Below are 18,466 nucleotides of genomic sequence, written 5' to 3' on the forward strand. Positions count from 1 at the left end.
GTGACGCGTTCCCGGCCAGGTGGCCATTCTAGCCTGCTGAGGGCCTCAGAACACGTTCTAAGCCCTCGGGATGGGGGGATCCTTGTGGAAATCGGGCCCTGAGCGGCTCATAACGCCGGTTTGGAGGGCCTGCGAGGGGGTCTGATGTGTCCCCGTACGGTCGAGAGGGCTGTTCGGGCCGCAGATCCGCCGCTGCTGGATCAGCCGTACGTGTCGCGCGGACCGCGCCCGTCGCGGACCCCGCGCTTACCGTGCTTCCAGGTCGGCGCGAGGGGGCCGAGGACCTCCACGACCGTGACCGTGCCGGTCCCGAGCTCCTCGTTGAGGCGCCGGACAATGGTGGTGGCGAGCAGCTTGAGCTGGGTCGCCCAGGCCGTCGATTCGGTGCGCACGATGAGCACGCCATCGACCAGCGACTCGGGGGTGGAGTGGGCGCCGATCTCGTCGCCGACGATCTCCGTCCAGCGACCGAACACCCCGCGCACCTGCAGATCCAGGGCCCAGCCGCGGTCCTTGATCAGTTTGCCGATCTCACCGGTCAGGCCCTGCGGGTCCCGGCCGTCGGGATGCGCGCTGCTGTACTGCGGGTCGCCGCGACGCCCCCGCGAACCGGGCCGGAAGGTGCCATTCGCCGACATCGTGGTGTCGGAGAAGCGGCCGCCACGGCGTTTGGCGGGCGTCGTACTCGACCCGGCGGTGCCGAGGGTCTGCGCACGGGCGAGGTCCAGGCCGTCCGCGTGGTGCTCTGGTTCGGGCTCGACGGCATCCAACTCGTCGGGCTCCGTGGTGTCGTCGGGCTCGATCGGCGGCTCAGTCACGGGTCACCTCACCGCCGGCCACCTGGAAGGTGACGCCCCGCAACTGCGGAGGGACGTCGGCCGCCACCGCCGCGGTCACGAGCACCTGCTCAGCGCCGGCGACGAGCTCGGCCAGTTGCGTACGACGTTCGGAGTCGAGCTCGGCGAACACGTCGTCGAGCACCAGGATCGGGTCGTCGCCATCAGCCCTCAGCAAGTCGTACGACGCCAGCCGCAGCGCGAGCGCGAACGACCAGGATTCGCCGTGACTGGCGTAGCCCCGCACCGGCAACCGCTGCTCGTCACCCGGGCCGAGGGTCAGCAGGATGTCGTCGCGGTGGGGACCCACGAGGGTGACACCGCGGCCGATCTCGTCGTGCTGGCGGCGCCCGAGCTCGGCGCGGAAGCTGTCGGTGAGCTCCTCACCGTCGGCCGGGGCCGGCACACTCGGCTGGTACTCCAGGCGTGCGTCATCACGCGAAGCCCCGCGCGCCACCGCCTCGTACGCCTTGCCGAGGTACGGCGCCAGGTCGGTCGCGAGCGCCTGACGAGCCCGGAGCAGTTCGGTGCCGGTGGCGACGAGGTGGTCGTCCCACACCGCCAACGTCGCGAGTGCGCTCTCGCGCGACGAGCCGCGGGCGGCGTACATCGTCTTCAGGAGGGTGTTGCGTTGGCGCAGGACGCGTTCGTAGTCGGACAGGACGCCGGCCATCCGCGGGGTGCGGAGCACGATCAGGTCGTCGAGGAACCGGCGGCGCTGGCTCGGGTCGCCCTTCACGAGGGCGAGGTCCTCGGGGCTGAACACGACGGTGCGCACGATCCCCGCGAGGTCGCGGGCCCGGGAGAGGGGGGAGCGGTTGATGCGGGCGCGGTTGGCTCGGCCCGGGTTGAGCTCCACCTCGAGGATCGCGGTGCGGCCTTCGCGGACGACCGCCGCGCGGATCACGGCCTGGTCGGTCCCGGCCCGGATCAACGGTGCATCGGTCGCGACCCGGTGCGACGAGAGCCGCGACAGGTAGTCGATCGCCTCGACCAGATTCGTCTTTCCCTGACCGTTGCGGCCCACGAAGGCAGTGACTCCCGCTTCGAGCGCGACGTCCACGTCGGCGTACGACCGGAAGTCGTGGAGGGTCAGATGCGAGACGTGCACGGGCCCATCATCCCCCTCCCCGACGACAACTGGACGCCACCTCGACATTGCCTCAAAGGACATCCTCCGGGGCAAGATGTTTGAAGAGGGCCTGTGGGACCTAGGCTGACACCCATGACGCAACCTCCCCAGAACCCGCCCCCGGGCAACTACGGCTACGGCGCCCCCGCGCCGATCCCCTCCGGCGGCCCGTACTTCGTGAACGTCCTCGGCCAGGAGCAGGGCCCGATCGACTTCAACACGCTTGCCCAGATGGCCGTTTCCGGCCAGATCAAGGCAGACGCCCCGGTCCGTTCGGCCGACAGCCAGCAGTACATCGCGGCCAAGGACGTCCCCGGCCTGTACTCCGAGAAGGAGTGGCTGACCGTTGTCCTGCTCTCCTGGCTGCTCGGCAGCTTCGGCGTGGACCGCTTCTACCTCGGCCAGACCGGTCTCGGCCTCGGCAAGCTGTTCACCTGCGGTGGCTGCGGCATCTGGGCGATCTACGACCTGATCATGTTCGCGCTGCGCAAGCAGCACGACGCCGACGGCCGCCCCTTCCGCTGAGCCTGACCCCAGCAACCCACGCGTGACCACGACCCCGCCCGCCACTGAGGAACTCCCCACCAGGAGCCTCCTCCGACACATCCGCCTCTCGAGCGCGGACGTCGTCGCGGCGGGTGGGGTCGCTGCCATCGGTGCGGCCTTCCTGCTGTCGCCCGATCACATCGAGGACGGACCGGTCCTCTGCCCGTTCCGCGCCCTCACCGGACTGCCCTGTCCCGGTTGCGGCCTCACCCGTTCGTGGGTCTACGGCGCCCACGGCTGGTGGCAGGAGTCCTTCTCCGCAAACCCGTTCGGCCTGGTCGCGCTCGCGGCCGTCATGACGTTCGTGGTCCTGGTCGTCGTACGACGGGCACGGCGACTGTCGCCGCCCTCACTCGACAAGATGCTGCGGCACCCGCTCGCCATTGGCGTGGGTGCGATCTGGCTGGGCTACGGGCTGATCCGCCTCGCCCTGGCCATCTGACGGTTCTGCGTCAGGCCTTCTGGATCGGATGTCCGCCGAAGCCGGCCCGCATCGCCGAGATCGCCTTCATGGCGTGGTCCTCCGGCTGCCGTGACACGAACCGCGCGAACAACGACGCGGAGATCGCGGGCATCGGTACGGCGTTCTCGATCGCGGCCTCGACCGTCCAGCGGCCCTCGCCCGAGTCGTCGGCGTACCCGCGGATCCCGTCGAGGTGCTCGTCGGCACGGAGCCCCTCGACGAGCAGGTCGAGCAGCCAGGACCGGACGACGGTGCCGGTGCGCCAGGAGGCGAAGATCTCCGGCACGTTCTCGACGATGTCGACCTTGTCGAGCAGTTCCCAACCCTCGGCGTAGGCCTGCATCATCGCGTACTCGATGCCGTTGTGAACCATTTTGGCGAAGTGGCCGGCACCCGGCGTCGGGCCGCAGTGGACCAGGCCGTCCTCGGTGTCGGCCGGCTTGAGCGCCTCGAACGCGGGCATTACCTTCGCGGCGTCCTCGACCGATCCGCCGTACATCAGGGCGTAGCCGTTCTGCAGGCCCCAGACACCGCCGGAGGTACCGCAGTCGACGAAGCCGATGCCGTTCTCGGCAAGGGAAGCGGCGTTGATGGCGTCGTCGGTGTACTTGGAGTTGCCGCCGTCGACGACCACGTCACCGGCGCTCAGCAGTGCCTTGAGTTCGGTGATCGTCGAACGCGTCGGGTCCCCGGCCGGGACCATCACCCAGACGACCTTGGGGGAGGGGAGCGCCTCGACCAGCGCGGCCAGGCTCTCCACGTCGGCGAGGTCGGGGTTGCGGTCGTAACCGACGACCGTGTGCCCCGCGTTGCGCAACCGGGTGCGCATGTTGCCACCCATCTTGCCGAGTCCGACCAGTCCGATGTCCATGGCTCTCCTCCAGGTGGCAGCGCGAGTCGTTACGGGGCGTGGCTAGCTGAGCAGGCGACGCGGCATCAACAGGTAGCGGAACGAGCCGCCCTCGGTGGGAGCGCCGGCCTCGCCGGTGCCGCTGATCACGACGGGCTTGGAGGCCTGAGTGAACGCGAGCTCCACGATCGGCTCATCGATGGCGCCGAGTCCGTCGAGCAGGAACGCCGGGTTGAACCCGGTGACCAGGTCCTCGCCGTCGATGTCCGCGGGCACCGACTCCGAGGCCTGGGCGTCATCGCCCGAGCCAGCGTCGAGCACCAGCGCACCGTCACGGAAGCTCAGCTGGACGGCGGTGTTGCGGTCGGCGACGAGCGAGACGCGCTTGACCGACTCGATCAGCTCGGCCCGGTCGATGCGCGCGACGGTCAGCTTCTCGCTCGGGAAAAGTGCCCGCACCTTGGGGAACTCGCCGTCGAGCAGTCGGGTCGTCGTACGACGGACGCCGCCGGGACCGGTGCCCTCGAAGCCGATGATGCCGTCGCCGGCACCCGACGCGGAGAGCGCAATGGTGACCTCGGGACCGGCGGTCAGGGACTTCGCGGTGTCGCCGAGGACCTTCGCGGGGACCAGGGCGGCCATCGTGACGTCGGGGGTACCGGGGTTCCAGGTCAGCTCACGCTGCGAGAGCCGGAACCGGTCGGTGGCGAGGAGGGCAATCGTGTCGCCCTCGATCTCGACCCGGACGCCGGTGAGGACGGGCAGCATGTCGTCGCGGCCTGCAGCAGTGACGGCCTGGGCAACGGCGTGGGCGAACGCCTCGCTCGGGACCGTGCCCGTGGCGGTCGGCATGTCCGGGATCGAGGGGTAGTCCTCGACGGGCATGGTCTGCAGCGAGAAGCGCGAGGAACCGCAGGTCAGCGAGACCCGGGTGCCGTCGAGGGTGATGTCGACCGGCTTGTTCGGGAGGCTGCGGCAGATGTCGGCGAGCAGACGGCCGCTGACCAGGGCCTTGCCCTCGTCGCTGACCTCGGCGTTGAGCGTGGCGCGAGCCGACGTCTCGTAGTCGAACGTCGAGAGGATCAGGCCCTCGTCGCTGGCCTCGATCAGCAGGCCGGCAAGGACGGGGGCACTGGGGCGCACCGGAAGGCTGCGAGCAGCCCAGGCCACGGCGTCGGCGAGGACGTCACGGTCGACACGGAACTTCACGGCGTCGTACCTCATCACTAGTTCGAAGGAGCCGGGCCCAACTCGCTGCGGTGCGCCTGTCGGTGAATGACAGATCTGGAGTTCGTGCCCGTGTGGGGTTGCATCCTGCCATGTCATTCCCAAGACCTGCACCCAGAACCTCGTCGAAGCCTCTCCGGGATCTGTCCCGGTCCGCTGAGTGCACAGGGAAAGGGCCCGGAGAGGTGCTGCGCTTCGAAGTGTTGGAGTTCAAGAGGGAGTAGTCATAGGTGCGGTGGAAACTGTGGATGACCGTTGTTTCCGCAGGTCAGGTGCCAGATGACCGGTGGATGAAGGTTGTGGATGAAATCGGTACGAACGGGGTGACCCTGTGCAGGAAGCTCCGGTCGTACGACGAACGCCAGGTGGTTCCACGGAATCCTCCCCGTGTAGTTCGCACCATTCGGGGTGGTTTCTCCACAGGCTGGAATCACCAAAAGATTCTTGAGATCAACCCTGGCGCGCTTGCATCTTCACGCGGTTGGTCAGTTCGCTGACCTGGTTGAAGACCGCACGACGCTCGCCGAGGAGCTGGTTGATCTTCCGTTCGGCGTACATCACGGTCGTGTGGTCACGGTTGCCGAACTGCGCACCGATCTTCGGCAGCGACAGTCCGGTCAGCTCACGACACAGGTACATGGCGATCTGACGGGCCATCACCAGGTGCCGGCCGCGGCTGGGTCCGGTGAGCTCCTCGATGGAGAGCCCGAAGTACGCCGCGGTCTGGGCGATGATGAGCGGCGCGGTGATCTCCGGCTCGCCACCGTCGGGGATCAGGTCCTTGAGCACGATCTCGGCCAGCGTCATGTCGACGTCCTGGCGGTTGAGGTTCGCGAAGGCGGTGACCCGGATGAGGGCTCCCTCGAGCTCACGGATGTTGGTCTGGATCTTGCTGGCGATGAACTCGAGGACGTCGGAGGGCGCCGTGAGGCGGTCCATGGCGGCCTTCTTGCGAAGGATCGCGATCCGGGTCTCGAGGTCGGGGGCCTGGACGTCGGTGATGAGGCCCCACTCGAAGCGGTTGCGCAGCCGGTCCTCCAGCGCCTCGAGCAGCTTCGGCGGCCGGTCGGAGGTCAGCACGATCTGCTTGTTCGCGTTGTGGAGCGTGTTGAAGGTGTGGAAGAACTCTTCCTGGGTCTGGGTCTTGCCCGCCAGGAACTGGATGTCGTCGATGAGGAGGACGTCGACTTCGCGGTACTTCCGCTTGAACCGGTCCTGGCGGTCGTCGCGAATCGCGTTGATGAACTCGTTGGTGAACTCCTCGCTGGAGACGTAGCGCACCTTGGACCCGGCGTAGATCGTGCGGACGTAGTGCCCGATCGCGTGCAACAGGTGGGTCTTGCCGAGGCCGGACTCTCCGTAGATCAGCAGTGGGTTGTAGCTCTTGCCCGGTGCTTCACTGACCGCGACGGCCGCGGCATGGGGGAAGCGGTTGGACGAGCCGATGACGAAGGTCTCGAAGGTGTACTTCGGGTTCAGGCGCGTCTCGCCGGAGCCGGTGGCCGAGGGACCGGCGGCGTTGGCGGCGTTCAGGTCCGGCGGGGTGAACGCGGCGTCGTACCCGGGAGTGGCGACGACGGCTGCAGCGTCGAACGTCGACGAATCGGTTTGTGGCTTTGTCGACAAGTCGACCTGCTGCTCGAGCGCCGGCTGACCGGGCTGTCCCGACTGGCGGGGTTGGTCGTAGCCGGGGCCCTGGTCGTACGGCGCCGGGCCACCTTCGAAGGGGACGTCATGGCGCAGCGTGCTGTCCACGGTCACCGCCAACTGGACCTCCTGGCCGAACCGTTCGGTCAGGGCGTCCTCGAGCTGGCTGCGCAGGCGACCCTCGAGGCGCTTGCGCGTGAAGTCGTCCGGAACGGCCACGATCGCGGTGGTGCCGTGGAGCGTGACGGGTCGGCTGGCCTGGAGCCAGGCACGCTGATGGGCCTGGAGTTCACCGACGACAGCGGACCACTCGACGCTGAGACGGGCCGTTGCCGAGTCCTGGGCCGAGTCCTGGTTGGCATCGTTCTGGGGCTGATCGGGGTTGCCGGTCACGCCTCACACCTCTCGCTGTTCGTCTGGTCCGGTCCGCCGATGGGCGGCCTTCGGGTGGTGCCGGCCGATTTTCCGTCCGGAGAAACAGGCTGGCTCCACAAGTTTGTCCACAGGTTGTGAACATTTGCATCACTGGCGCGGGATGCGAAACCGAGGCCGCCTCGATTTGCCGCCTCGATCACTGTTTGCGCAGGTCAGCGCCCTGTAGTGGAGGGCGATGGTGCTGCGGGTCACGGTGTCGACTGGCTGCTTCGAGGTCCGGCGGGGAAACCCGGATCAGTCGAACTTAGTAGCCGATCACCCCGGGGATCAACCCGCTATCCACAGGTTTTCACCTTCATCTGTGCAAAGAGTCGGGGGGTGCCGTCGGTTTGACCCCAGATTGGGCCTGCGCGTACCGTTGATTGGTCAACCGGAGTCGACCGGTGCCGCATGTCCACGAGGCCCTTACCGCCTCGTGGCTGCGCGGTGCCGGCCGACACGTCTTGCGGCTCCTGACCGGAGCTGCTTCCAGGCTGCCGGGCAGACCCTTCCCGTCATTTGCACCCTGAGAGGTCATCGTGAGCAAGCGCACGTACCAGCCGAACAACCGCCGCCGGCACAAGGTCCACGGCTTCCGCCTTCGTATGCGGACCCGCGCGGGTCGCTCGATTCTGGCGAACCGTCGCCGAAAGGGCCGTCAGAGCCTGTCCGTCTGAGGACGGACTCGTGTCCGCCCAGCGCATTCCGTGGGGCTGACCGTGCTCACCGCCGGTTCCCGGCTCACTGACCCCGAAGGTTTTCGGGCGGCGAGCCGTCGCGGCCGTCGCGCCGGAAGCCGCTCCGTCGTCACCCACCTGCTGTCCCCTGAGGGCACGCAGGTTGTTGGCATGTCCACCATCGGATCCGCGCCTCGTGTCGGGTTCGTCGTGAGCAAGGCGGTCGGTACCGCCGTCGTCCGCAATCAGGTCAAGCGCCGGTTGCGGCACGCCATGCGCGACCGGATGGCAACGCTCCCCGCGGGCTCACTGCTCGTGGTGCGGGCCCAGACGCCGGCGGCCACGGCGTCGTACCCGGAACTGGTGGCGGACCTCGACCGTTGTCTCCAACGCGTGGTCCGGTCCGGTGCCATCGCCGGGGAGGCGGGATGAAGTGGCTGCTGATCGGTCTGGTGCGCGGCTATCAACTCCTGATCAGCCCGCTGCTGGGTCCCACCTGCCGCTACTACCCCTCCTGTTCGGCGTACGCCGTCCAGGCGCTGCAGATTCACGGAGCTTTCAAGGGCACCTGGCTGGCCGTACGACGGCTGCTGCGGTGCCACCCCTGGTCTCCCGGGGGCGTTGACCACGTCCCTGAGCGCACTCCGCGCTCTCCCGATCTCCGTACGGCGTCCGCCGGCGGACCTCACACCCAGCAAGGAGCCTGATCCGTGGGCATCTTCGGCGACATCGGCCACTTCATCATGGTGCCGCTCTACTACATCATCTCCGCGGTGCTCATCGGCTGGCACGAGTTGTTCAGCCTGCTGGGTCTGGATCCCGCTGGTGGTCTGTCGTGGGCACTGTCGATCATCGGCCTGACGCTCGTGATCCGGGCAGCGCTCATCCCGCTGTTCGTGAAGCAGATCAAGTCCAGCCGCAACATGCAGCTGCTGCAGCCCAAGGTCAAGGAACTGCAGAAGAAGTACGGCCACGACCGGCAGAAGCTGGCCGAAGAGACGATGAAGCTCTACAAGGACGCCGGGACCAACCCGTTCGCGTCCTGCCTGCCGATCCTGCTGCAGATGCCGATCTTCTTCGCCCTGTTCCGCCTGCTCGACCAGGCCGCCAAGAAGAACAAGGCCCACGGCTTCCTCGACGCGGACCGCGCCAAGCAGTTCGGCCAGTCCGAGGTCTTCGGCAAGATCCCGCTCGCCGACTCCTTCTGGGGATCGCGCACCTGGGGCCCGGAGCCGCAGACCGCGGTCATGATCGTCGCGCTCGTCCTGGTGCTCGCTATGACGGCCACCACCTTCTTCACGCAGCGTCAGCTGATGGCCAAGAACATGCCTGCCGAGGCGATGAGCGGCCCGTACGCGCAGCAGCAGAAGATGCTCCTCTACATCCTCCCCGTGGCCTTCGGCCTCGGTGGCGTGGCGTTCCCGATCGGCGTACTCCTCTACTGGACCACCTCGAACCTGTGGACGATGAGCCAGCAGTTCTACGTCATCCGCAACAACCCCGCTCCCGGTACGCCGGCCGAGCAGGCCAAGAAGGACCGCGACCGCGCCAAGGCGATCAAGCACGGCAAGGTGGACCTGGAGGCAGAGGCGGCGGCTGCTGAGGCCGCGGCCATCGAAGCCAAGCGTGCCGCTGCTGCCGCCGTACGCCAGCAGCCCAAGCGCCAGACCAAGGCGCAGCGCAAGAAGACCTCCGGTGGCGCCAGTAACAGCGCCCCGAACAAGCAGGACCCCACCACGAACGAGGGAGACCCCAGATGAGCGCCGACATCGAGACCGAGGCCGCGACCGAGAACGAGGTCGTGGAGACGGACGCCGTCGACACCGACGCCGCGGACACCGACGAGGCGCCTGCCGCCCCGAAGACCGAGGCCGACCGTATTGCCCGCCTCGAGCAGGAAGGCGACATCGCCGCCGACTACCTCGAGGAACTGCTCGACATCGCCGACCTCGATGGCGACCTGGACATCGACGTGGAGGCCGACCGGGCCGCCGTGTCGATCGTGGGAGCCGAGCTCTCGCAGCTCGTCGGTTCCGACGGCAAGGTGCTCGAAGCCCTCCAGGAGCTCACCCGTCTCGCGGTCTACCGCGAGACCGGCGAGCGGTCGCGCCTGATGCTCGACATCTCCGGCTTCCGGGCCGACAAGCGCACCCGCCTGACGAAGCTCGGTGAGGAGAAGGCAGCCGAGGTCATCGCGTCCGGTGAGCCCGTCTCCCTGGACCCGATGTCGCCGTTCGAGCGCAAGATCGTCCACGACGCCGTTGCGGCCGCCGGTCTCCGGTCGGAGTCCGCTGGCGTCGAGCCGCGTCGCTACGTCGTCGTACTGCCCGCGGACGCCTGAGCGTCCCGGACCACCGGTCGACGTTTCACGTGAAACAAGACGACTCCACCACACCCCCGGTGTCTCCGGATCCGCAGGATCCGGCAGGCCCGGGGGTGCGGTCTTCTCCCGGACCTGTCCCGGCGGTTGCCGCCGACGTCTTCCCTGCCGACCGGTTGCCGCTGGCGATCCGGTACGCCGAACTGCTGGCCACCGCGGGAGTGATCCGCGGCCTGATCGGCCCGCGGGAAGCTCCCCGCCTGTGGGACCGGCACATGATCAACTGCGCGCTGCTGTCGCCCGCCCTGCCCCAGGGCGCCACCGTGGCCGACATCGGCTCCGGAGCCGGCCTGCCCGGCCTCGTGGTGGCCATCGCCCGCCCCGACCTCACCATCACCTTGGTGGAGCCCCTGCTGCGTCGTACGACGTTCCTGGAGGAGGTCGTGGCGGAACTGGGCCTGTCCCACGTCACCGTCGTGCGTGGCCGCGCGGACGCACTGCACGGCAAGGCCACCTACGACGTCGTCACGTCCCGCGCAGTGGCTCCCCTGGAACGGCTGCTCGGCTGGAGCATGCCGCTCGTTGCACCGCACGGAGCGCTCGTGGCCATGAAGGGCAGCTCTGCTGCCGACGAGGTCGCCTCAGCCGGTTCCACCCTGTCGAAGCTGCAGTGCGCTCCCCCCACCATCGATACCCTCGGCGCGGAGTTCGCTGCCGTCGAAGGTGTCGATCCGATTCAGGTCGTCCGGGTCACCTGGGCCGACCCGACCCGCGTATCGTTGCCCGCTCGTGGCACCCGTGGTTCTCGCGAATCACGTCCCGGTACGTCACGTTCCAAGAGGAGGAAGTCGTGAGCGACCAGTTCACCCCCGAAGGGTTTTCCACCGATGGGAGTACCGGTCCTGAGCGTGCCCATCCACAGACTGGCCCTGGTTATCCACAGGTAGCCGTTGCGGACGAGGTCTCGGGCGACGGCCATGTTTCACGTGAAACAGGCGCAGTTGAGGGTGCCGACGTTTCACGTGAAACGGCGATGACTCCCCCTCCGCCGGCGTCCAGCCAGGTCCGTACCGCGGCACAGTTGGCCGAGGCCGCCGCCGACTTCGACGACGACCTGACACCGCTCGCGCGGGCCGCTCAGGCGACCGTTCTGGTGCGCGCCGGCATCCCGCAGGAACATCTCGCTCGGCCCTCCGAGACCCGCGTCTTCGTGGTGGCCAACCAGAAGGGCGGGGTCGGCAAGACCACCTCGACCGTGAACCTCGCGGCCGCGATGACGCAGCTCGGCCAGAAGGTCCTGGTCATCGACCTGGACCCGCAGGGCAACGCGTCGACCGCACTGAACATTGACCACCACCAGGGCACCCCGTCGACGTACGAGCTCCTGGTGGACGGCCTCGCGATCGCCGACATCGCCCAGCCGTGCCCCGATGCCGCCGGCCTGTGGGTGGTCCCCGCGACCATCGACCTGGCCGGTGCGGAGATCGAACTGGTCAGCGTCGTCGCCCGTGAGCAGCGCCTGAAGAAGGCCATCGATGCGCACCCGCGGATCGGTACGGCCGAGAAGGTGGGCGAGGACCGTTTCGACTACGTCTTCATCGACTGCCCGCCGTCGCTGGGTCTGCTCACCCTGAACGCCCTCGTTGCGGGCGCCGAGATGATGATCCCGATCCAGGCCGAGTACTACGCCCTCGAGGGTCTCGGGCAGCTGCTCAAGACCGTCGACATGGTCCGCGCGCACCTCAACCCGGACCTGGCCGTCTCCACCATCTTGCTGACCATGTACGACGCCCGGACCCGCCTGGCTGCCGGTGTGGCCCAGGAGGTTCGGGACCACTTCGGTGACCAGGTCGTGAAGACCGCCATCCCGCGTTCGGTGCGGGTGTCCGAAGCGCCGTCGTACGGACAGACCGTGATGACCTACGATCCGGGCTCTCCGGGGGCCCTCAGCTACCTCGAGGCGGCCCGCGAAATCGTCACGAAGGGCAGCCTCCAGTGAACGCCCAGGCCCCTCGACGCGGCCTCGGTCGCGGCCTCGGATCGCTCATCCCGACAGCGCCCCCTGTCAACCCGACATTTCAGGATGCGGACCTTTCCGCAGGAGCCACTTCCAGCCCATCCGTGGACCCCGGGTCCACCGATTCCGCGCGAGGCCCTCAGATCGAAGATTCGGGTCTGGCGCCCGTTGAGGGCGCCTATTTCGCCGAACTGCCCGTCGACCACATCAAGCCCAATGCGGTCAACCCGCGGACCGTCTTCGACGAGGACGCGATGGCCGAATTGGTCCACTCGATCCGCGAAATCGGGCTGCTCCAGCCCGTCGTCGTACGACGGACCGGGCCGGACGCCTTCGAACTGGTCATGGGGGAGCGGCGTTGGCGCGCGACCCAGCAGGCCGGCCTCGCCACCATCCCGGCGATCGTCCGGGAGACCGAAGACACCGCGATGCTGCGCGACGCGTTGCTGGAGAACCTGCACCGCAGCAACCTGAACCCGCTCGAGGAAGCAGCCGCCTACCAGCAGCTGCTCGAGGACTTCGCGTGCACGCACGAGGAGCTGGCCCAGCGGATCGGCCGCTCGCGTCCGCAGATCAGCAACACGATGCGTCTGCTCAAGCTCTCGCCGGCCGTCCAGCGCCGGGTCGCCGCGGGCGTCCTGTCCGCCGGCCACGCGCGGGCGCTGCTCGGCGTCTCCGAGGCGGACCTCCAGGACCGGCTCGCGCAGCGGGTCGTGGCCGAGGGCATCTCGGTGCGCGGCCTCGAGGAGATCGTCGCGGTCGGTGACGTCGGTGGCGCTGCCCCGCGTCCGCAGCGTGCCCGCCCGAAGGCCCCCGGCCTGGTGGAGCTCTCGGATCGCCTCGGCGACCGGCTCGAGACGCGGGTCAAGATCGACCTGGGCAAGGCCAAGGGCAAGATCAGCATCGAGTTCGCCAACACCGGCGACCTGCAGCGCATCGTCGACCTGATCGACCCGCGCAACCGGGACGACCGACCGATCTGAGCGGTTTCGCGCCGGTGGTTGAGGTGCGAGCGGAGCGAGCCTCGAAGCCCCGGGGCTGACGTTCTGCGCGCAGGTCCGGAGGTTTCGAGGCTCGTCGCTGACGCTCCTCGCACCTCAACCACCGGGCTGACCTGCGGAAACACTTATTGTCGACAAAGCGACAAGGCGACAAACCGATATATCGGTAAGTTTACTTGCCTTTCTTGCCGGCGCGCTTCTCGGCAGCCTTGGCCGCACGCTTGGCGGCCCGCTCCTTGAGCTCGGCGGCGTCCATCTCGAGGGCCTTCTCGGGGGTGGGGCCGATCCGCCGAAGCGGGCGGGGGTCCACCAGGAGCCGGGGGCCTTCTCGTCCTCGGGGTACTCCGCGATGACCTCGTCGAGCATCGTCTGCATCGCCGCACGGAGCGCGGCGGTCTCGGCGGCGAGGTCCTCGCCGGTCGGGTACATCGGCTCGCCGACCTTCACCGCGATCGTCTTGCGCTTGCGGGAGAAGTCCTTCTCGTGGTCCTTGGTCATCAGCCGGTGGGCGCCCCACACGATCACCGGGATGAGGGGGACCCCGGTCTCGGCCGCGATCTTCACCGCGCCGACCTTGAGTTCCTTGATCTCGAACGAACGGGAGATGGTGGCTTCGGGGTAGATCCCGACGACCTCACCGGCCTTCAGGTACGCCTTGGCGTCGAGCATCGACTGCGCGCCCGCCGAGCGGTCCACGGTGATGTGGTGGAAGGAACGCAGCAGATGGCCCACCCCGGGGGCGTCCATCATTTCCTTCTTGATCATGAAGCGGACCAACCGCTTGGACGGGTTGGCGCCGAGGCCGCCGTAGATGAAGTCGACGTACCCGGTGTGGTTGATCGCCAGCAGGGCTCCGCCTGTCTTCGGCACGTTGTCGGTGCCGGAGAGCTGGAACTTCTGGCCGAGGGCCTTGAAGAGGACCTTCGCCGTGACGATGACGGGCGGGTACGTGATGTCGCGCATGCGCAGAGCGTAGGCGGCACCCCGTCTGCGGGTGTCAGCGTCTCGTGGCGAGGAACTCCGCGATCCGGCCGATGGCCTCTTCGAGTACGTCGACGTCGGGAAGTGTCACGAGCCGGAAGTGGTCCGGGGCGGGCCAGTTGAAGCCGGAGCCGTGCGTGACCAGGATCTTCTTGGCCCGCAGCAGGTCGATCACGAACTGCTCGTCGTCGTCGATCGCGTAGACCTCGGGGTCCAGGCGGGGGAAGCAGTACAGCGCGCCACGGGGACGGACCGAGGAGACGCCGGGGATCTCGTTCAGGAGCCGGTCGGCGAGCATGGACTGCTCGTAGAAGCGTCCGCCGGGCACGATCAGCTCGTTGATCGACTGGTAGCCGCCCAGAGCCGTCTGGATCGCGTGCTGGGCGGGCACGTTGGCGCACATCCGCATGTTCGCGATCAGGGTGAGGCCCTCGAGGAACTCCTCGGCGATCTCCTTGGGGCCGGAGATCATCACCCACCCGGCGCGGTAGCCACAGACCCGGTAGGCCTTGGACAGCCCGCTGAACGTCAGGCACAGCACGTCGGAGCCCGCCGCTTCGGCCGCGTGGTGGTGCACCGCGTCGTCGAACAGGATCTTCTCGTAGATCTCGTCGGCGAAGACCACGAGTTCGTGACGACGCGCGATGTCGACCAGCTTGGCGACCATGTCCTTGCTGTAGACGGCACCCGTGGGGTTGTTGGGGTTGATGATGACCAGTGCGTGCGTGTTCTCGGTGATCTTGGCTTCGATGTCGGCGAGGTCCGGCATCCAGTCGTTGTTCTCGTCGCACTTGTAGTGCACGGGCTTGCCGCCGGACAGCGACACGGCGCCGGTCCACAGCGGGTAGTCGGGTGCCGGCACCAGGATCTCGTTGCCGTCGTCGATGAACGCCTGCAGCACCATCGAGATCAACTCGGAGACGCCGTTGCCGATGAAGACGTCCTCGACGTCGGTGTCCTTGAGTCCACGCGACTGGTAGTACTGCGCGACGGCCGTGCGGGCGGAGTAGATGCCGCGCGAGTCGCTGTAGCCCTGGGCCTCGGGCAGGTGGTGGATCACGTCGGCGAGGATCGCCTCTGGAGCCTCGAACCCGAACGGTGCCGGGTTGCCGATGTTGAGCTTCAGGATCCGGTGACCCTCAGCCTCGAGGCGCTGGGCCTCGACGAGGATGGGTCCCCGGACGTCGTACCGGACATTGCGAAGCTTCTGGCTCTGGCGGATCTTGCGCACACCGCATTCTCGCAGGTCCGTGCCAGCGGATTTCGGGACTACCATCGACAGCACCCCCGGTTCGGAGGCCGCAATGGCGCGTACGACGGTTCCGCTGACCCTCGACCTGCTCGAGGCCCTCGACGCGCCCTGCCGCTCGTGCCTGTTCTGGGAGCGCGAGCCGGTGCACCGCGATGCCCTCCCCGAGGCCGAATGGGCGCGCGAGAAGGAGGCGTGGATCTCCGAGGTGCTGCGCGAGTGGGGTTCCTGCGGCCGGGTGGCGCTGGTCGACGGCGAACCGGTTGGCTACCTCGTCTACGCGCCGCCGGCGTTCGTGCCGGGCGCTGCTGCGTTCCCGACGTCGCCCGTTTCCGCGGACGCGGTGCTGCTGACGACGGCCTGGGTGCGTCCGGAGTACACCGGAGCCGGTCTGGGACGGCTCCTGGTGCAGGGAATGGCCCGCGACCTGGTCGGTCGCGACGACATCCGCGCTGTGGAGGCGTTTGCCAGCACCGGATGGGCGTTTCCGGGGGCCGGAAAGAGCGCCACGTGCGTCGTACCGGCCGAATTCCTTGCCCGGGTGGGCTTCAAGACGCACCGGGCGCACCCGAGGACTCCGCGGATGCGGATGGAGATGCGGTCGCTGGTCACCTGGCGCGGCGAGGTCGAGGCGGCGTGGGAGCGGATCGTGGGCGTCGTACGACGGCCGAAGCCGGCTCCTGTTTCACGGGAAACAGGAAGCCCCCGCTCCTAGAAGGAGCGAGGGCTGCCGTGCGTCTCGATACGCCGCTCGTACCTCGCGGCTACTCGACGACCTTGCGGGTCAGGCCGAGATGAACTCGTCCAGTTCCTTGAGGATCGCGGCCTTCGGGCGGGCGCCGACGATCGTCTTCACGACCTCGCCACCCTGGTAGACGTTGATCGTCGGGATGCCGGTGACGCGGTACGAGGCCGGGGTGACCGGGTTCTCGTCGACGTTCAGCTTGTAGAACGTGATCTTGTCGCTGTGGGCACCGGCGATCTCGTCGAGGATCGGGGCGACCTGGCGGCACGGACCGCACCATTCGGCCCAGAAGTCCACGAGGACAGGCTTGTCGGACTTGAGGACCTGAGCGTCGAACTCGGCGTCGGTCACTGCGGAGATGTTGTCGGCCACGAGGGCTCCTTCAGGGGTATTTTGAATCTTGAACGAAACGTCTAATGGGAGAACTTACGCGTCGGCTGGAACATTCCCGGCGGTTGCGGCGGCGTGGTCGAGGAAGCCGATGTAGCGCTCCGCATCGAGGGCGGCGGCGCAACCGGTACCGGCGGCGGTGATCGCCTGGCGGTAGACGTGGTCGACGAGGTCACCGGCCGCGAAGACGCCGTCGATGTTGGTCGCGGTCGAGCCAGGCTTGACCAGCACGTAGCCGTTGTCGTCGAGGTCGACCTGGCCGACCAGCAGTTCGGAGCGCGGCTCGTGGCCGATCGCGATGAACAGGCCGGTCGCGGGGATCTCGCTGAGCTCGCCGGTGACGGTGTCCTTGAGGGTCAGCGACTCCAGGGACTCCTCACCGTTGATCGTCTCGACCGCGGAGTTCCAGATGATCTCGAGCTTCGGGTCGGCAAACGCGCGTTCCTGCATGATCTTCGAGGCACGCAGCTCGTCGCGGCGCACGATCAGCGACACCTTGGAGCCGAAGCGGGTCAGGAAGGTGGCCTCCTCGACCGCGGAGTCGCCACCGCCGACGACGGCGATGTGCTGCTCGCGGAAGAAGAACCCGTCGCAGGTGGCGCAGTAGGAGACGCCACGGCCCGAGAGCTTCTCCTCGTTCGGGAGGTCCAGGTGGCGGTAGCCCGAGCCGGTCGAGAGGATCACCGCGCGGGCGGTGTAGGTGGCGTCGGCGGTCTTGACGACCTTGATGTCGCCGGTGAGGTCGACCTCGATGACGTCGTCGGCGATCAGCTCGGCGCCGAAGCGCTCGGCCTGCGCGCGCATCTCGTCCATCAGCGCCGGACCCTGGATGCCGTCACGGAAGCCGGGGAAGTTCTCGACCTCGGTGGTGTTCATCAGGGCGCCGCCAGCGGTCACGGAACCCTCGAACACCAGGGGAGCGAGCTGGGCGCGGGCGGCGTAGATCGCCGCCGTGTAGCCGGAGGGGCCGGACCCGATGACGATGACGTTGCGGGTCTCGGACGTTGCGGCGGTGGACATGGAACTCCCCGATTGGGTCGACAGTGGGCTCGACTGAACAACCCGATGGTAGGCGGACCTGTTCCCTGTGTGACGAGGGAGTCAGTCCGTGGCTCCCGAGGACGTCAGCCGGTGGCCGCCAGCGTGGTCGAGTGCAGCACGTCGCCGGTGCCGCAGGCGAGCACCTCGGCCTCCTGGGTCGAGCCGACCGTGTCCCGGAACGCGACCACGGCGGGTTTGCCGTCGTACTCGACACCGACGAGGTAGCCGAGGCCGAAGTCGGCCGGCTCGCACATGAAGTCCTTGGGCGCAGTGAGCGTCGCGCCGCTGTAGTCGGCGGCCGCCGGGTGGGGCAGCGTGATGTGCTGGAGCGCGACCAGGTCCTCGCGGAGGCGGTCGGCCCGCACCTCGCGCAGGGGTTCGTCGGTCACGATGCGGCGGGGTTCGACGACGAGGCCGGACGGCGCCGAGGGCGCGACCTCCTGGGCTGCCGTGGACGGGGCTGCGGCCTTGTCGTCGTCGGCCGAGGACTCGCCCTTGCTGCCGCTGGCATCGGCGACACCGCTGCGGGCCGGGTCGTCCTCGGACATCTGGTCCGCCGCGGTCAGGGCGTCGTCAGTGGCTTCGCGGTCGCTGACGACGCCGGCGCCGACGGCTCCGGCCACGACCACCGCGGCTGCGGCGAGCAGGTAGCGGGCGCGCACCCGCCGGTGCCGGGCGAACGGGTCCAGGGGCAGTACCCGGTGGTCCTCAGGGTGCGAGATGTCGGGGGCGACCGTGCGGTCGGCGGCCAGGGACGCGATCACCGTGTCCAGACGTGCGACCACCTCCTCCGGCATCGGCTCCGGGCCGCCGGCTGCGGCCAGCGCGCGTCGTACGGCGGCGTCCTGGGCAGGCGTCAGCGGTGCATCGGTGGCGTCCGTGCTGTCGGTCGGGTCAGTCATCAGGTCCCCTGGTCATCGGACCCCGTCC

Annotated in this window: 21 protein-coding genes; 11 read left to right on the forward strand and 10 right to left on the reverse strand. The window is 68.2% G+C overall.

Annotation, left to right across the window (positions count from 1 at the left end; translation table 11 throughout):
* Positions 1-200 precede the first annotated feature (200 nt).
* Entirely contained in the window at positions 201-818 is a 618-nt protein-coding gene (locus HRC28_RS02390) for a DciA family protein (RefSeq protein ID WP_182378602.1), read from the reverse strand.
* Positions 811-1,947, reverse strand: coding sequence for a DNA replication/repair protein RecF (recF, locus tag HRC28_RS02395; protein WP_182378603.1), 1,137 nt, complete (start codon positions 1,945-1,947; stop codon positions 811-813). Before recF ends, HRC28_RS02390 begins: the two co-directional genes overlap by 8 nt.
* 114 nt (positions 1,948-2,061) lie before the next feature.
* On the opposite strand from recF, the gene HRC28_RS02400 reads away from it, so the two are divergent.
* Positions 2,062-2,493 (forward strand): NINE protein, encoded by a 432-nt coding sequence (locus tag HRC28_RS02400; protein WP_182378604.1) that lies wholly within the window; start codon positions 2,062-2,064, stop codon positions 2,491-2,493.
* Positions 2,494-2,515: 22 nt separating this feature from the next.
* Positions 2,516-2,956, forward strand: a complete 441-nt coding sequence (locus HRC28_RS02405) for a DUF2752 domain-containing protein (protein ID WP_182378606.1) — start codon at positions 2,516-2,518, stop codon at positions 2,954-2,956.
* Positions 2,957-2,966: 10 nt separating this feature from the next.
* Here HRC28_RS02405 and gnd read toward each other — a convergent pair whose 3' ends face one another.
* From gnd to dnaA, 3 genes are all read right to left on the reverse strand, one after another.
* Positions 2,967-3,848, reverse strand: coding sequence for a phosphogluconate dehydrogenase (NAD(+)-dependent, decarboxylating) (gene gnd / locus HRC28_RS02410; protein ID WP_182378608.1), 882 nt, complete (start codon positions 3,846-3,848; stop codon positions 2,967-2,969).
* Positions 3,849-3,890: 42 nt separating this feature from the next.
* Entirely contained in the window at positions 3,891-5,036 is a 1,146-nt protein-coding gene (dnaN, locus tag HRC28_RS02415) for a DNA polymerase III subunit beta (RefSeq protein WP_182378610.1), read from the reverse strand.
* Between the two features lie 468 nt (positions 5,037-5,504).
* On the reverse strand, positions 5,505-7,094 hold the full coding sequence (gene dnaA, locus HRC28_RS02420) for a chromosomal replication initiator protein DnaA (protein ID WP_182378612.1): 1,590 nt from the start codon (positions 7,092-7,094) through the stop codon (positions 5,505-5,507).
* 560 nt (positions 7,095-7,654) lie between these two features.
* Here dnaA and rpmH point away from each other — a divergent pair.
* The 8 genes from rpmH to HRC28_RS02460 all read left to right on the forward strand — a co-directional run bounded on the left by rpmH (position 7,655) and on the right by HRC28_RS02460 (position 13,112).
* On the forward strand, positions 7,655-7,792 hold the full coding sequence (rpmH, locus tag HRC28_RS02425) for a 50S ribosomal protein L34 (RefSeq protein WP_082573308.1): 138 nt from the start codon (positions 7,655-7,657) through the stop codon (positions 7,790-7,792).
* Positions 7,793-7,834: 42 nt separating this feature from the next.
* On the forward strand, positions 7,835-8,224 hold the full coding sequence (gene rnpA / locus HRC28_RS02430; protein ID WP_182380413.1) for a ribonuclease P protein component: 390 nt from the start codon (positions 7,835-7,837) through the stop codon (positions 8,222-8,224).
* On the forward strand, positions 8,221-8,499 hold the full coding sequence (yidD, locus tag HRC28_RS02435; RefSeq protein ID WP_182378613.1) for a membrane protein insertion efficiency factor YidD: 279 nt from the start codon (positions 8,221-8,223) through the stop codon (positions 8,497-8,499). Before rnpA ends, yidD begins: the two co-directional genes overlap by 4 nt.
* A 3-nt stretch (positions 8,500-8,502) precedes the next feature.
* A complete protein-coding gene (gene yidC / locus HRC28_RS02440) occupies positions 8,503-9,552 on the forward strand; it encodes a membrane protein insertase YidC (RefSeq protein WP_182378614.1) in 1,050 nt (349 codons plus the stop codon).
* Entirely contained in the window at positions 9,549-10,133 is a 585-nt protein-coding gene (locus HRC28_RS02445) for a R3H domain-containing nucleic acid-binding protein (protein WP_182378615.1), read from the forward strand. The genes yidC and HRC28_RS02445 overlap by 4 nt, the downstream gene beginning before the upstream one ends.
* 95 nt (positions 10,134-10,228) lie before the next feature.
* Positions 10,229-10,966, forward strand: coding sequence for a 16S rRNA (guanine(527)-N(7))-methyltransferase RsmG (rsmG, locus tag HRC28_RS02450; protein WP_182378616.1), 738 nt, complete (start codon positions 10,229-10,231; stop codon positions 10,964-10,966).
* A gap of 179 nt (positions 10,967-11,145) precedes the next feature.
* Entirely contained in the window at positions 11,146-12,111 is a 966-nt protein-coding gene (locus HRC28_RS02455; protein WP_182378617.1) for a ParA family protein, read from the forward strand.
* Positions 12,108-13,112: a ParB/RepB/Spo0J family partition protein gene (locus HRC28_RS02460; protein ID WP_182378618.1), complete on the forward strand. Its 1,005-nt coding sequence runs from the start codon at positions 12,108-12,110 to the stop codon at positions 13,110-13,112. The genes HRC28_RS02455 and HRC28_RS02460 overlap by 4 nt, the downstream gene beginning before the upstream one ends.
* 114 nt (positions 13,113-13,226) lie before the next feature.
* Here HRC28_RS02460 and HRC28_RS02465 read toward each other — a convergent pair whose 3' ends face one another.
* Complete coding sequence (locus HRC28_RS02465; protein ID WP_237111668.1) at positions 13,227-14,093, reverse strand: lysophospholipid acyltransferase family protein; 867 nt, start codon at positions 14,091-14,093, stop codon at positions 13,227-13,229.
* 34 nt (positions 14,094-14,127) lie between these two features.
* Positions 14,128-15,342 (reverse strand): pyridoxal phosphate-dependent aminotransferase, encoded by a 1,215-nt coding sequence (locus tag HRC28_RS02470; protein ID WP_182378619.1) that lies wholly within the window; start codon positions 15,340-15,342, stop codon positions 14,128-14,130.
* A gap of 73 nt (positions 15,343-15,415) precedes the next feature.
* Between HRC28_RS02470 and HRC28_RS02475 the strand changes: the two genes are divergently transcribed.
* A complete protein-coding gene (locus HRC28_RS02475) occupies positions 15,416-16,075 on the forward strand; it encodes a GNAT family N-acetyltransferase (RefSeq protein ID WP_182378620.1) in 660 nt (219 codons plus the stop codon).
* A 69-nt stretch (positions 16,076-16,144) separates the two neighbouring features.
* On the opposite strand, the gene trxA is transcribed toward HRC28_RS02475, so the two are convergent.
* The 3 genes from trxA to HRC28_RS02490 form a co-directional block, all read right to left on the reverse strand.
* Positions 16,145-16,477 carry a thioredoxin gene (gene trxA / locus HRC28_RS02480; RefSeq protein WP_182378621.1) on the reverse strand — a complete coding sequence of 111 codons (333 nt, stop codon included), beginning with the start codon at positions 16,475-16,477 and terminating at the stop codon, positions 16,145-16,147.
* 54 nt (positions 16,478-16,531) lie between these two features.
* Complete coding sequence (trxB, locus tag HRC28_RS02485; protein ID WP_182378622.1) at positions 16,532-17,515, reverse strand: thioredoxin-disulfide reductase; 984 nt, start codon at positions 17,513-17,515, stop codon at positions 16,532-16,534.
* A gap of 104 nt (positions 17,516-17,619) precedes the next feature.
* Positions 17,620-18,438, reverse strand: a complete 819-nt coding sequence (locus HRC28_RS02490) for a hypothetical protein (RefSeq protein ID WP_182378623.1) — start codon at positions 18,436-18,438, stop codon at positions 17,620-17,622.
* Positions 18,439-18,466: the final 28 nt, after the last annotated feature.

The sequence above is a fragment of the Nocardioides sp. WS12 genome (assembly GCF_014108865.1).
GTDB lineage: Bacteria > Actinomycetota > Actinomycetes > Propionibacteriales > Nocardioidaceae > Nocardioides.